General features: G+C 37.6%; 11 protein-coding genes. 4 read left to right on the top strand and 7 right to left on the bottom strand.

What is annotated here, in order from left to right; translation table 11 throughout:
- Positions 1-158 precede the first annotated feature (158 nt).
- On the bottom strand, positions 159-3752 hold the full coding sequence (locus tag G7Y57_RS11375; RefSeq protein WP_165024036.1) for a glycoside hydrolase family 2 TIM barrel-domain containing protein: 3594 nt from the start codon (positions 3750-3752) through the stop codon (positions 159-161).
- Positions 3753-3948: 196 nt separating this feature from the next.
- Here G7Y57_RS11375 and G7Y57_RS11370 point away from each other — a divergent pair, with 196 nt between their 5' ends.
- Both G7Y57_RS11370 and G7Y57_RS11365 read left to right on the top strand, forming a co-directional pair.
- On the top strand, positions 3949-4560 hold the full coding sequence (locus tag G7Y57_RS11370; protein WP_165024034.1) for a hypothetical protein: 612 nt from the start codon (positions 3949-3951) through the stop codon (positions 4558-4560).
- 1 nt (position 4561) lies between these two features.
- On the top strand, positions 4562-4846 hold the full coding sequence (locus G7Y57_RS11365; protein WP_165024032.1) for a winged helix-turn-helix domain-containing protein: 285 nt from the start codon (positions 4562-4564) through the stop codon (positions 4844-4846).
- A gap of 65 nt (positions 4847-4911) precedes the next feature.
- On the opposite strand, the gene G7Y57_RS11360 is transcribed toward G7Y57_RS11365, so the two are convergent.
- The 6 genes from G7Y57_RS11360 to G7Y57_RS11335 all read right to left on the bottom strand — a co-directional run bounded on the left by G7Y57_RS11360 (position 4912) and on the right by G7Y57_RS11335 (position 12852).
- Positions 4912-5616, bottom strand: coding sequence for a 16S rRNA (uracil(1498)-N(3))-methyltransferase (locus G7Y57_RS11360; protein WP_165024030.1), 705 nt, complete (start codon positions 5614-5616; stop codon positions 4912-4914).
- A 3-nt stretch (positions 5617-5619) separates the two neighbouring features.
- Complete coding sequence (xpt, locus tag G7Y57_RS11355) at positions 5620-6189, bottom strand: xanthine phosphoribosyltransferase (protein WP_165024028.1); 570 nt, start codon at positions 6187-6189, stop codon at positions 5620-5622.
- Positions 6190-6202: 13 nt separating this feature from the next.
- Positions 6203-7564, bottom strand: coding sequence for a nucleobase:cation symporter-2 family protein (locus G7Y57_RS11350; protein WP_165024026.1), 1362 nt, complete (start codon positions 7562-7564; stop codon positions 6203-6205).
- Positions 7565-7582: 18 nt separating this feature from the next.
- A complete protein-coding gene (locus tag G7Y57_RS11345) occupies positions 7583-8251 on the bottom strand; it encodes a DUF2625 domain-containing protein (protein WP_165024023.1) in 669 nt (222 codons plus the stop codon).
- Positions 8252-8261: 10 nt separating this feature from the next.
- The gene (gene guaA, locus G7Y57_RS11340; protein ID WP_165024021.1) at positions 8262-9782 is read right to left on the bottom strand and encodes a glutamine-hydrolyzing GMP synthase; all 1521 of its coding nucleotides are present in this window, start codon (positions 9780-9782) and stop codon (positions 8262-8264) included.
- Positions 9783-9972: 190 nt separating this feature from the next.
- Positions 9973-12852, bottom strand: a complete 2880-nt coding sequence (locus tag G7Y57_RS11335) for a sugar-binding domain-containing protein (protein ID WP_165024019.1) — start codon at positions 12850-12852, stop codon at positions 9973-9975.
- Positions 12853-13158: 306 nt separating this feature from the next.
- Between G7Y57_RS11335 and G7Y57_RS11330 the strand changes: the two genes are divergently transcribed.
- Positions 13159-13488, top strand: a complete 330-nt coding sequence (locus G7Y57_RS11330; RefSeq protein ID WP_165024017.1) for a zinc ribbon domain-containing protein YjdM — start codon at positions 13159-13161, stop codon at positions 13486-13488.
- 90 nt (positions 13489-13578) lie between these two features.
- Positions 13579-14403, top strand: coding sequence for an MBL fold metallo-hydrolase (locus G7Y57_RS11325; RefSeq protein WP_165024015.1), 825 nt, complete (start codon positions 13579-13581; stop codon positions 14401-14403).
- Position 14404: the final 1 nt, after the last annotated feature.

Below are 14404 nucleotides of genomic sequence, written 5' to 3'. Positions count from 1 at the left end.
GAACAACAACGTAAACTATTTATTGTACTTATAACAAAGATATAGCTTTTTTGTTTTATTCCGAAATAGCAAAAAGACTATCTTCCCCCATCTAATTAAAAGGGTGATATTCAAACAAAATTGAACATCACCCTCTTTAGTATTTAGTTATAATAGGTTTATTTAACAGGTTCCAAACGGAACGAATAGCTAAGAACTTTGTTAGCAGGGATCATGTATTTCTCCATTGTAATAGGACCGCAACTTGCATTACCTAGACCTTCTTGTATGCAATCAAGATTCAAATAAATTTCCGGTTTACGAATATTATCCAGTTCAAAATCGTGTAAAGCAATCCACGCATCTTTATCCAAGAAATGTAATGCACTGAAATTCATACGATCTTTCGATGTGATCTTCAATCCACGATCATTATCATCAGTAAGGGTAATCCATCTTATACCCTCTCTGTTACCCATACTTTGTGCTCGAACATAATGTTCAGCTTCCATGCCTTTCACCGTAGTTTCATATAATCCTACGAGAGCAGATTGTTTTCTATCCGAATAATTTTCATGAGGTCCGTTTCCGTAATAGCGTACTTTCTCAAAACCTTGAGGCAATACCATTTGCAAACCTAAACGGTGAACAATGCCTCCATTGACAGGCTTAGTGAAGTTAGCATCTACATCTATTACGCCATTGGAGTAGACAACATATTTCACGAGATATGGAATCACGACAGGCTTTTCACTATTGATAGTTGCATTGATACTCGTTACAATGGTAACTGATTTATTACTATCATCAACTTTATAGCTGAATAGCGGTTTATCATAAGTAGTTTCATGGTAACTCTGATCTACATATTTGTCATTATTTATAGCTCGATACCAATTCAGCGATAATCCGTTATTATTATGGACCATTTCTCTATTGTCATATTGTAACGAAGTCATAACAGCAGTTTCCATATCGAATACTGTTCTGAAACCATTACTACTTATAATCAAGTTATTACCTTGAGTCGTTGCATTAATAGCTGGCAATGAAGATTGATCGACAGCAGCCACAACTGGGCGACTATTCAATGCAAACTGCTCGGTAGCAACAACATGCCCTGCTTCCCCCCAAACATTTTTGTTTTTAAGAGAGAAAGATATATTTAAGAAATACTCTTTACCTGCCTCTAGTTTCTTATTAAATGGTATTGTCACGATTTCTTTCTCATTGGGAGCCAGATTTAGCGATGTCAACGATCCCGATTCAACTTTAACTCCATCTTTTAAAACTTCCCATGTAATGTCGAATTCATTTAAGTTTAAGAAGTCATAGCGGTTTTCAATTTCAACTTTACCGCTCACCAAAGCAATCGGTTTAAATTTAATATACTGATACACCTTTTTCACTTCCAACAGTTTTGCTGTAACTCTTCTATCAGGCGTTGTCAAACCGTTACATGAAAAATCGAAGTCGTTTGGTTTATCACCGAAGTCACCACCAAAATAAAAACGTGTAGGAGACTCTCCGAATTTAGTTAGCCCTTGATCCACCCAATCCCATACACAGCCACCGATCATACGTTGCGAATTCTCTATATAATTCCAATAATCGACAAGATTACCGGGCGCATTACCCATCGAGTGAACATATTCGCACAAGAAATACGGTTTGTCTGAATCTTGTTGATCGAAACGGGTCATTCTGTCGATATCAGGATACATGTGAGAATCAATATCTGCTAACTCATTTTTTCCTTCATAATGAATAGGACGCGAAGGATCCAGTTCTTTCGCTTTTTTATACATTGCATCGAAGTTATCTCCATTACCACCCTCATTGCCTAGCGACCAGAAGATAACAGATGGATGATTCTTGTCGCGTTGAATAACTCTTGTTATACGATCCACATAAGCCGGAATCCAGCTTGGCATATTGCTTATAGAGTGATTCCCGTGATTTTCGAGGTCCGCCTCATCCATCGTATATAATCCAAAGTAATCGTACATTGCATATATTTTAGGACTATTCGGATAATGGCTTGTACGGATTGTATTAATATTATGATTCTTCATCATCAAGACATCGGTCATCATCGACTCAACATCTACCGCCTTGCCGTATACAGGATGTGTATCATGCCTGTTCACACCTTTAAAGAATATCTGCTCATTATTAATATAAACCCGCTTGTTTTTTATTTCAATCTTACGAAATCCAAATTTAGAAGACATCGCCTCCAACACTTTGCCCTGACTATCTTTAAGAGTAACAATTACTGTATATAAATTGGGCTTTTCGGCAGACCACAATAATGGATTATTTACTTTAGCTTGCAAATCATAATTCCATTCTTCATTGCCTTTCAAAGCTACGACAGCCTGCGACAACTTTGTATCCACAGTTTTCCCCGATGGATCGAGTAACGTAATATCTAATGTAGTAGCTTGCGATGTTTTGCTATCATAATTCTTTACATATGCCTTTGTCTTGAAAATAGCAGAACTATAATCATCGCCTGCAAATTCAGACTGCAAGAAGTAGTCACGCACATGTACTTTAGGCGTTGCAAAAACAAAAACATCCCGATGAATACCACTTAAACGGAACATATCCTGATCTTCGATATAGCTGGCATCTGTCCAACGATAGACTTCAGCAGCAATCGTATTATTGCCCGGCTTCACATATTTAGTAATATTGAATTCAGCTACATTATTAGCACCCTCGCTATATCCAACCTTAGTTCCATTTATCCAAACATATATCCCACTATATACTCCGTCGAAATGAAGAAAGATTTCTTTGCCATCCCAATCGGCAGGAACAGAGAAATCTCTGCGATATGAACCGACAGGATTTACTTCTATCTCATTGGTATATCCTTTTTGCGCCTGAATGAAAGGAGGGTTATTTTTGAACGGATATGTTATATTCGTATATATAGGTGTGCCGTAACCTTGCATTTCCCAGCTGGATGGAACAGGTATCTCTTTCCAAGACGATACATCATAATTCATCTTATAGAAATTGGTTGGACGTTCGGATGGTTGTTTCACCCAATTGAACTTCCAATTACCGTTCAGAGATAAATAATACGAAGAAGTAGGAGTTTCCCAAGGCTTATCGAATGTTTTGTCTGCTTTTAATGCTTCTACAGTTGGATACACATGATATGTAACATGACCGGGCTCTTTATTAACGGCAAAGATCGTTTCGTCCTCCCATTCTGTATTACCCCGTTTCGTTTTCTTATCTTCTTTGGGCGCTTGCATACTGGTCGGTACCAAGATCCATAATTGTGATGCATTTGGTAACTGATAAATAGCTGTTCCGGCATCATCGTCACCCGTAAAAGCAAGATTCATACCACTTGCCGGATGTGTAATCATATAGGCTCCTGTACCGGTAACTGCAAACTTCCATTGCTGATTACGGTTACCATTGTCTGTATCCCATTGAATAACAGCATTCCCATTACCTTCGACAGTATTATTATTGTCTATACTTTTATTATTGAAAGGACTGGATATTGTATAATAACCATTCGGAAGAGCTGTGATTTTCCAATACTGCCCCTTTGCACTATTAGAGCTTTTACTTAGAAAGATACCAGCCTCATTTGTGGTCTTTGATTTATTGTCTAAAACCAGACCAGACGGACTTTGAATCTTGTACAACACATCCTTTTTGATTTGTTGTGCAAATGTCTTCGACGAAATAAAAAGCATGCATACCAGAAACGCAGCAATACCTAAAGATCGATTCTTCATAATTAACTTTTAAGGTTACAAAAATTAGATTTTCTCAAACTCGATCATAAATATAGGCATATTTTCTAAAATGTACTATTACCTATTTTTATTTTTTTGCTCTATATCAAAACAATTTACAGTATAATTTGGTTTATATTATAAACTAGTTTATATTTGCAATATAATATTGTTATACAATTAAATAAATATCGTTATGGAAAAAGAATTTAACGGACAAGAAAGCTTGACATTGATCAACGAAATGATTTCGCAGGCAAGAAACAACTTTAGAAAAGAGACAGCAAACAGAGTCATATTTGTAGGATACTCAGTTGCTGTTGTAGCCATTATGAACTTAATATTAGTTCACACTCTCCCAAATCCAAATCAATCGTACTGGATATGGTTACTTATGATCCCAATGTCTATTATCAATGTATGTATTGCAAAGAAACAAGACAAACAAGCTTTGGTTAAAACCCATATTGACAAAATTATCGGTGCAATATGGAGAGCATACGGATATTCTATAATAGTACTGCTATTAGTCATATTCGGAACAACTGCCATTATAAATGCAGCATATCTCCCTCTGCTTATTACTCCGATTATACTCACTTTGACTGGATTGGCACAATATGCAACTGCAACCGCCTGCCGATTCAAACCATATTTTTATGGGGCAGCTATATTCTGGATTGGAGTACTTCTCTGTATTGGCAGCTATTGCACCGGCAACGGAAGTATTCAATTCATTATCTTAGCAGCAGCGTTCATAGCAGGGTTTGCCATACCGGGGCAACTCTTAAACCGTAAAGCCGAATAAAATGTTTAAAGACCTAGATCCTTTATTGCACTCCCAACTTCGGTTGGCAATCATGTCGTTGCTGCTGGCAATCGATGAAGCCGACTTTGTATTCATTCGAGAAAAAACGGGAGCTACGGCAGGAAATCTGAGCGTACAGATAGATAAGCTAAATGAAGCCGGATATATTGATGTAAGAAAATTTATAGATGGTAAAAAACCACGCACTGTCTGTAAAATAACACCTCATGGGGTTGATGCCTTCGATAAATACGTAAAAGCATTACAAAGTTATATACAGAAATAATCACCCCGTAATATATTAGATCAGCCGATACAAAACATTGTATCGGCTTTTTCATTAAGAAATAATCAGGAGTTTAACACATGCAGTGTGTGACAAGCCACTAGGGCAGCCGTCTCTGTCCGTAAGCGACTTTCGCCTAGAGAGATAGGCTCGAACCCATTTTGAAGTGCTTCTGCTACTTCTTTTTCGCTGAAATCACCTTCGGGGCCGATAAGAATAAGAGCAGCTTCACCCTTTTTATAGGCATCTTTCAGCAGCTTTTTATCTTGTGGGTAGCAATGCGCAATAAATTTGTGCCCTGTGAAATCTTGTTTAATAAACTTAGAGAAAGGAGTCATTTCATCCAATTGAGGTAAAATTGCTTTCTGCGATTGCTTCATAGCTGAAACAAGTATCTTTTCGATACGAGGCAATTTAATTTCCTTACGTTCAGAATGCTGACAAAGCAATGGAGAAAAGCGATCAATGCCTATCTCGGTCGCCTTTTCGGCAAACCATTCTACGCGATCTATATTTTTGGTTGGAGCGAAAGCAATTTGCAGATCGAAACCCCACGATTTAGGCTGATCTATTGTCTTCTCAATATTTACGATACAATGCTTAGGGTGTGCCTGAATAATAGAAGCATCAAAAAAATGTCCTCCCCCATCAGTAACAAGAATAGCATCCCCTTCTTTCATCCGCAACACTTTTACACAATGCAAAGCCTCCTCAGCAGGAAGTTCGGGATTGGTAAGTATATCCGGTGCAAAGAAGATGGTCTTATCCATTATTTAATCTTCAAAAATGATTCTATTATCACCAAGTTCTTTCACTTTGGCCAAAGATTCGACACGGATACCCAGTTCTCGTAATCTTTTACCTCCATCTTGGAAGCTTTTTTCTATGATAAAACCCATTCCAAATAGCTCAGCTCCGGCTTCTTTCACCAGATTATTGATGCCTACGGCAGCATTTCCATTTGCAAGGAAATCGTCGATGAAAACTACTTTATCATTCGAATTAAGGAAGTCACGGCTAACACATACATTGTAGTCAGTCCCTTTAGTAAAAGAATGAACAACCGTGGTTACCATATTTTCCATTGTTTTAGGTATCGCCTTTTTCACAAAGACTACAGGCAACTCTAGCAAATAGCCAAGCATAATAGCAGGAGCTATACCGCTGGCTTCTATCGTCACTATTTTATTTATCGGTAGATTTCCAAATCTACGCACAAATTCTACTCCTATTGATTTCATCAGAATGGGATCCATCTGATGATTGATGAAGCTATCTACTTTGAGAATACCTCCATCAAAACTTTTTCCGTCTTTTAGAATACGATCTTTTAATAATTTCATAACAATATATTTTTTATTCTTTAATACGGATAACAACATTTGCAATGATGGCAACAAGACCACCTGTTGTTATTCCCGAAGAAAAAGTTCCTTTAATCCATGATGGCATCTGATCTAAGATACCCGGTACTAGTTCTACACCTAATCCACAAGCAAAGCTCACAGCTAAAACAAGAATAGCCTTTCTATTAATATCCTGCGAGGCAATAATTCGTACTCCCGATGCGGCAACCGTACCAAACATCAATAGAGTAGCACCGCCTAACACGGGTTCGGGCATAAGAGAAAACACCCCACCTACAAAAGGGAAAGCACTTAGTATAACTAAGAATCCGGCTATATAGTAACCAATGTAACGACTGGCTACACCGGTCAACTGAATCAAACCATTATTCTGCGCAAAAATAGAGTTCGGAAAAGAATTGAATACACCGGCAATCATTGAGTTTACTCCATCAGCCAAAACACCACCTTGCGCACGTTTTAGAAATTTTGGTCCTTCAATCGGTTCTCCACCAATCATAGAGTTGGCTGTGATGTCACCATACGCCTCGATAGAGGTAATGAAGTAAATCAAAGCAACAGCTATAAATGCGGATATATCAAAACCCAATCCATATTTGAATGGTGTTGGTATATTTATCATACCCAATCCGCCTAATTCTGAAAAGTCTATGCGACCCATGAAATAGGCTACAACATAACCGATCAGAAGTCCTATAATAATAGAACTCATTCGGATATATTTATTCCTAATGCTATTTAATATGATAATCGAGATTAGTACTAATCCTGCCAATCCCAGATTCTGCATGCTACCAAACGTACCTGTCTTCATTGCATAATCACCACCACCACAAGATATGATAGCCACTTTAATCAGACAGAGGCCGATCATGGTTACCACAATTCCAGACACTAAAGGTGTGATTATTTTTTTAGTATATTTCAACAAGCGGCTAACTACAATTTCAACAGGGGCTCCGGCAATACATACCCCGAAAATAAGAGGCAATGCAGCAACACCCATTCCACCGAAACTAGAAGTTAATGCTCCAATAAACGAAAAACTTGTTCCTTGCACACAAAGCAAACCACAGCCAACAGGCCCGAAACGTCTGCACTGAATAAACGTAGAAATACCCGATGCTAATAATGCCATCGACACAAGAAAGCCCGTAGTGGCAGTATCCAATCCTAAAGCTCCTGCTATAATGAGCGGAGGAGTGATAATAGCCACAAAAATGGCCAATAGATGTTGCAGGGCGACAAATATGGATTCTTTGAAAGGTGGTCTATCTTCTATCTGATAGATAAGATCGGTTTTCATTATCGGTTGAATAATTTCATCTACTGCGCCTTTGCTAGCTTCCATATAAATTGTCGGGTGTTTTTATTTTAATGTTGATCCTGTTTCCATATTGAAGTTATACACTTCTTCTACAGGAAGTACTTTACGTGATACTTTGTTAATGTCTCTGCCTTCTTTAGTCCACAAGAATGGATAAAAGCTGTATGAATAGTCGGGCTTCAATTCCTTCACATCATCTTTCCAGCCTTTCCAACGAAGATTCCCATAGAATTCGTTCATATCTGTTTCGAAACAGAATAATAAGAACTGACTATAATCGATCTCCATCGCTTCCCACTCTAGCGAATCGGGAGAATAATAATATATATTTCCTGCGTCGTTACCCAAATAGCCTCCATTTACTGCATAGAATCCACCGATAGCATCGTCAGCAATCAGGAGATAACCGGCAATTTCGCCAAATTCCGAAAAGGTTTTACCCTTGTTCCAATCAGGCAATGAACGCTTCAACAACTTGCAACCGGATCCTAAAATACGAATCCATCCATGATCGATCAACAAACCTCCTGTATGATAGATAACAGCACCCATCAATGATTTAGTTGAAACCTGAGTTTTGTATAAAGCATCTTTCGCATTTGGAAGATCACATGGCAAAATTTCAACTTTATTTTTAGATACATCTATCCACTGTTTGATGTATGTCCAACCCGAATCTTCTGTGTTAACAAGCTCTTGTAGTGTACGCATTTAATTTAAATTACTCCCACTCGATAGTAGCAGGCGGTTTAGACGAGATATCGTAAACAACACGGTTTACACCTCTCACTTTATTTATAATTTCATTAGATACTTTTGCTAAAAATTCGTACGGTAAATGAGCCCAATCGGCAGTCATAGCATCCGTAGATGTTACGGCACGTAAAGCAACTGTATTTTCGTAAGTTCGTTCGTCTCCCATTACACCAACAGAGCGTACAGGTAATAATATAGCTCCGGCTTGCCATACTTGATCATAAAGACCATATTCGCGAAGCATGCTAATATAAATATCGTCCGCATTCTGAATAATTTCCACTTTCTCAGGGGTAATGTCTCCAAGAATACGTATTCCCAAACCAGGTCCCGGAAATGGATGACGTTTGATAAGATGATCCTTCATTCCTAATTCTAAACCTACACGGCGAACTTCATCTTTAAATAACAGACGAAGAGGTTCAACCAGTTTAAGGTTCATTTTTTCGGGAAGACCACCAACATTGTGATGAGATTTAATTACCGTTCCGGTAATAGATAACGACTCGATAATGTCAGGGTAGATAGTTCCCTGTCCGAGCCATTTTATATCTTTCAGTTTATGAGCTTCTTCATCGAATACATCGATAAAGCCTTTTCCTATTATTTTACGTTTTGTTTCGGGATCGGTTACTCCTGCTAATTCTTTATAGAAACGAGCCTTTGCATTTACTCCGATTACATTAAGCCCCAAATGTTCGTAATCTCTTTGAACATTTTCAAATTCGTTTTTACGAAGAAGACCATGATCTACAAATACGCAAGTAAGATTCTTACCTATTGCTCTATTCAACAATACTGCTGTAACAGACGAGTCAACGCCTCCCGACAAAGCAAGAATCACTTTATCATCACCTATTTGTTGCTTCAATTCAGCAACCGTAGAATCGATAAACGATGCAGGGCTCCAATCTCTTTGGCATCCGCAGATGTTAAGGAAATTACTTAGTAAACGTGTACCATCGGTAGTATGATAAACTTCAGGATGAAATTGTACCGCCCATGTAGATTCTCCGTTTATTTTATAAGCAGCAGCATCCACATCGCTTGTGCTGGCAATAATATCAAAATCGGCAGGTAAAGCAGTGATTGTATCACCATGCGACATCCACACCTGTGTACCTTGCGATATACCATCAAATAGCAACTGTCCTGATTCTATTTTTGTCAAATGAGCACGACCGTATTCGCGTGAATCACCTTTTTCAATCTTGCCACCCGAAGAATATGCAAGATATTGTGCACCATAGCAAATACCCAAAATAGGATACTTACCTCTAATCTGACTGAGATCAGGTTTAAAAGCACTATCATCATTTACAGAGAAGGGACTACCCGAAAGGATTACTCCTTTGACATTTTCTTCTTCGAAAGGAAATTTGTTATACGGGACTATTTCGCAGTAAGTGTTTAACTCTCTGACCCTGCGACCAATAAGCTGTGTGGTTTGTGAACCGAAATCAAGAATAATGATTTTCTCGTGCATACTAATAATAAAAAGAGGGTTATTATTTTAATGCGCACAAAGATACATCTTTTTTTGATATGTTGTTTATCGGTTTTTCACATTTAACTAAGAAACTTTTTGGATTTTTTTATAGGGCTCTTTTCACTTTCAAATACTTACTGAAAAAAACCAAAAAGTTTCCAATTATTTTTATAAGTATTTCATATACTTATTTATATGAAATATTCTCCAGAATCTCAATCTTACTTGTACCGGCAAACGGACTAAACAACTCGGTCAAAGCTCCCGAACCGATTTTAGTCGTCGGTTTAAAATTGTCTGAATTCATATAATTTAGCATGCTATGGTATAATTGTCTTGTTTCAGGTTTATCCATCGCTGCATTCAAATCGGACATACAAACTAACAATTTACCACTCTCAACCTGAAACTCAAAAATAAGTCCCAATTTATGATTTCGCTCCACGTTATCAATAACCTGTACAATTGGCTTATACCCCACAGGCATTCTATCCATAATCAGAGGATAACTATTCTTTACAATCGGAAACCACTGCCAGTTTGTATGGAAATCTGTTGGGAAATCGGCAAAAATGGGGTGTTCCGGCTTAGTCAAAATGCCCAATGTACCGGGAGATACAGGCCTTTTAATAGACTCACTGATAGTTTTGAACATACGATAGTTCCAATAATCGGTTTGAAACAGCCCCCCCACGGTTGATTGTTCATATTGTTTTCTATTGGGGAATAGCAATACGCTTTCTCCTTTTTTCAATCGCTCAATCGTACCATTATCCAGTCTATCTGCTATAGTAATAATCGCAGGTTTTTCGATTGATGTTTTTTCTGGATATATCCATAAAGGATATGAGTTTTTATAATCAGTATCTGATATGCTAAGTTTCAGCACAACTTTCTCCGCTTTTGCAATAGAAACTATCTTAGGCGTTATCGCCCCTAAATCGATCAATCCGTTTTCTTTAGCTTTAATATTAATCGTACCCTTATCTACAACTCGCTGATCATCGCTTTTTAGTTCCCAATACAAACTCTTACCATCCAATGAGGCTTCTGAATAGTTCGCAATTTTCACATTACCCTCTAAAGACTCATTATTGGTCCAACAGAATTTCTCTGTTGTAAATAAAGGCACCACAGGCGAACAAAATTCTCTCCATTCTTCGGCAGTAATTATCCCTTTGCTATCCATAAAAGCATCCAAAATTCCGACAAATGCTGATCCCTGACCCGGATAATCCTGCAGGTCTAACAATTGGAATCCGCCAAAACCGGCTGTCCTTAAATCCATCTCAATTTCAGCCCTGTAAAGTAATGCCGACCACTTTCCGGATGCTTCAAAGAAATCATCTGCCTGATCGGGCATGCCTGCATCCTCAAGCCTTTTTTTGAATATTTCAAAATTTCTCGGTTGAAGCACACCTGTATATTTTTTAATCTCATTATAATTCGGATATATCTGAAACTGCCCCGTCTCATGACTTATAACAGGAACTGTGGATGCACCGATTGCTTTTGAAAAATTCATGACAGAATTCGGATAAGTATGATTGATATATCCTCCATTATAAGCATCGGCAAAAGAAAACGAACCTCTTACATGTGTATTGAACGAATTTTGCTCCTCCCCTCCTATACGACATGTCACCAAGAAATCTTCACCTGGTATCTGCCCTCTAAATCCCAAAAAGTTGTTTGCCCCGAAAGCATATAAATGCCTGATATCTAAATCCCTAAACGTTTTGACAAAATTATCCATCACTTCCTGATCGCCAAAAAGCTCATTCCCCAAAGCAAACATTACGAAAGATGCGTGATTTCCATACGCATTCTGAATATTAACACCTTCTTTTGTGAGGAAAGAATTTAATCGATCATCTTCTTTTTTGAGGGTTCCCCAAAATGGCAACTCTGGTTGTAGGTAAATACCTTCAATATCGGCCGCATCGAAACAAGCTTTAGGCGGACACCACGAATGAAAGCGATAATGATTAATACCATATTGTTTGGCTATCTGAAAATACTTTCTCCATGTTTCTAAATCCATTGCGACATGAGCCGTCAGCGGAAAGACACATGCATCATGTTTCCCCCGCAAAAATGTTAGATTATCGTTGATTGTAAATTGGGAACCTTTAGCTTTAAAGTCTCTTAGTCCGAAATTAATAGTCTTCGAATCGCAGAGGCCTGTGCCGTCATCAAGTGTTACTTTCAGTTTATAGAGGGATGGATGAAACTCGCTCCACAGCAAAGCATCGTCTCCCAATGTATATTTTATTTCAATTTCATCTTTAGATGCATCTAAATCTTGACTGATTGCTTTAACTTTATGTTTTTTGTCTGTATTCCATGCTTCTGCTTGTAATTCTATTTTAGCAGGACTTGTCTTTTTCTCTGAATTTGAGAGTTTTATTTTCACCAAAATTGATTTGTCTTTTGCATCAGGATATATTTGAACATCCTGAATGTGCAATATATTAGTTGCTTCAAGATAAATCTCACCTATAATTCCATTCCAATTTGTTTGAGTCGATTCTGTATATGCGTGTGAGTTAGATAATAACTGAGGTGGTACTGACTGACCGTTATCCACCATTATAACAATGTCGTGCTTTCCGGGAGAAAGAAAAGGAGTCAGATCGTACACTTGTTGTGTGGACACATTATCGTTTGAACCAACTTTTTTCCCGTCAACCCATATATTTGTTGGCTTTGTGCGTTCAAGAAAGAGAGAGACATTTTTTCCTTTCCAGTCTTCAGGTATATCAACCTCTTTTTTGTACCAGGCTTTTCCTACATAGGAGTATGTTCGCGAAAGAAATGTAGTTTCGTCATTTTTTGTATTTAATATGCCTTTCTTGTTCGTATCTGTGGTTCCCGGCAAATCGACTAAATCTGCAAAGGCTTTTGTTTGCCAGTTCTTTTCAATCCCCTCGTTTAAAGAATCCAATTCGAATTGCCATTTGCCCTGCAAATCGATTCGTCCACGTTGATAATCGCCTTTAGCCCCATTACATGAGGAAAATATTGCAATGAAAGCAAGTAAAAATAGGGTAGTGTATTTTTTCATAATTAAAATTGTATTAAACAAAGAAACATGAGTTTGAGATTTGAGCAAGCTATTTCTATTTAATAATACATACTATTCCAGCCATATAACTCAGGCAAGAATCCTCATTAAACTACGAACAAAATAAATACAAATAATTGCTTCACCAACGTAACCGAAAATAGGACGGCAAGTTATAGAAATAAAAATTTATAGCAAAAAAAGGGAACAGTTAGTTCATAAGAAATTATCAATGAAAATTTTAACAATTTGCATCCTAGGGCTAATTGACCTATCTTTGTCGCATTAACTCAAAAAAATAGAATAATGGCAGAAGCTACAGCATGTCCAAAATGCAACATGGAAAACACATATTTCGACGGAACAGCATATGTTTGCCCTGATTGTTTTCACGAATGGACAGGAGAAGGGGATACCGATGCAGAAGACACAACTCCACGAGACAGTAATGGTGCAGAACTTTCGGATGGTGACGCAGTTACCGTAATCAAAGATCTTAAAGTAAAAGGATCTTCTATGGTTATCAAACGCGGTACAAAAGTAAAAAGCATACGATTGACTGAAGAACCAACAGAAGTAGATTGTAAAATAGATGGCTCGAGCATTGTTTTAAAAACTTGCTTTTTGAAGAAATAATAACTTCAACAAAAAATATACGGGGTGTTTATAACTTTAACGTTACAAACACCTTTTTTATTTGCAGACTCTTATACCTTTGTGTTTATTATGCAATACGATTTATTTTCTCAATCAAAATATAAATTTTTCAGCTTAGGCAGTGGCAGTAGCGGCAACTGCTATTACTTGGGTACCAAAGAGTATGGAATACTCATCGACGCAGGAGTCGGCATCCGTACTATTAAAAAAACACTGCATGAATATGGCATTGCAATGGAAAAGATTATTGCCATACTGATTACTCACGACCATGCCGATCATATCAAAACCGTAGGATGCCTTGGTGATAAACTAGCAATACCTGTGTACACTACCGAAGGTGTTCATGATGGAATCAGAAGGAATAAATATCTGAATGCAAATCTCATTACCTCTCGTAGAGTTATTAATAAAGAAGAGATTTTTTCGATTCGTGATTTCCAGATTACGGCATTCGATGTACCTCACGATAGTATAGAAAATGTGGGCTACCACATTCAATTTAACGATCAGGATTTTGTACTCATCACCGATATAGGCAGAATAACTGATACTATAAGATCTTATGCGAGTAAAGCAACACATCTGGTAATCGAAGCTAATTACGACGAAGACATGCTCCAAAATGGTAAATATCCTTATCACTTGAAACAACGCATCTCTTGTGGCATGGGGCATCTAAGCAATAAACTATCAGCCGAATTTATTTCGAGTATTTATAGCGAAAAACTACGAAATATCTGGTTGTGTCATCTTAGTCAAGATAATAATCACCCTGAATTAGCATATAGCACTGTGGAGAAGGCTCTTTCGGATAATGGTGTGGTAATTGGGAAAGATGTAAAACTGGAAGCTCTAAGCAGATATAAGGCATCAGGATTAAGAGAATTCTGAT

This window comes from Dysgonomonas sp. ZJ279 (assembly GCF_011039205.1).
In the GTDB taxonomy this organism is placed as follows: Bacteria; Bacteroidota; Bacteroidia; order Bacteroidales; family Dysgonomonadaceae; genus Dysgonomonas.
This window is presented reverse-complemented; position numbering and strand designations above follow the sequence as displayed.

What these genes read in the sequence shown, in the direction of transcription:
- xpt (WP_165024028.1), bottom strand. Translation starts at nt 6,189, where the DNA reads ATGAAATTATTAAAAGATCGTATTCTAAAAGACGGAAAAAGTTTTGAT.
- G7Y57_RS11330 (WP_165024017.1), top strand. Translation starts at nt 13,159, where the DNA reads ATGGCAGAAGCTACAGCATGTCCAAAATGCAACATGGAAAACACATAT.
- G7Y57_RS11335 (WP_165024019.1), bottom strand. Translation starts at nt 12,852, where the DNA reads ATGAAAAAATACACTACCCTATTTTTACTTGCTTTCATTGCAATATTT.
- G7Y57_RS11375 (WP_165024036.1), bottom strand. Translation starts at nt 3,752, where the DNA reads ATGAAGAATCGATCTTTAGGTATTGCTGCGTTTCTGGTATGCATGCTT.
- G7Y57_RS11365 (WP_165024032.1), top strand. Translation starts at nt 4,562, where the DNA reads ATGTTTAAAGACCTAGATCCTTTATTGCACTCCCAACTTCGGTTGGCA.
- G7Y57_RS11345 (WP_165024023.1), bottom strand. Translation starts at nt 8,251, where the DNA reads ATGCGTACACTACAAGAGCTTGTTAACACAGAAGATTCGGGTTGGACA.
- G7Y57_RS11360 (WP_165024030.1), bottom strand. Translation starts at nt 5,616, where the DNA reads ATGGATAAGACCATCTTCTTTGCACCGGATATACTTACCAATCCCGAA.
- G7Y57_RS11325 (WP_165024015.1), top strand. Translation starts at nt 13,579, where the DNA reads ATGCAATACGATTTATTTTCTCAATCAAAATATAAATTTTTCAGCTTA.
- guaA (WP_165024021.1), bottom strand. Translation starts at nt 9,782, where the DNA reads ATGCACGAGAAAATCATTATTCTTGATTTCGGTTCACAAACCACACAG.
- G7Y57_RS11350 (WP_165024026.1), bottom strand. Translation starts at nt 7,564, where the DNA reads ATGGAAGCTAGCAAAGGCGCAGTAGATGAAATTATTCAACCGATAATG.
- G7Y57_RS11370 (WP_165024034.1), top strand. Translation starts at nt 3,949, where the DNA reads ATGGAAAAAGAATTTAACGGACAAGAAAGCTTGACATTGATCAACGAA.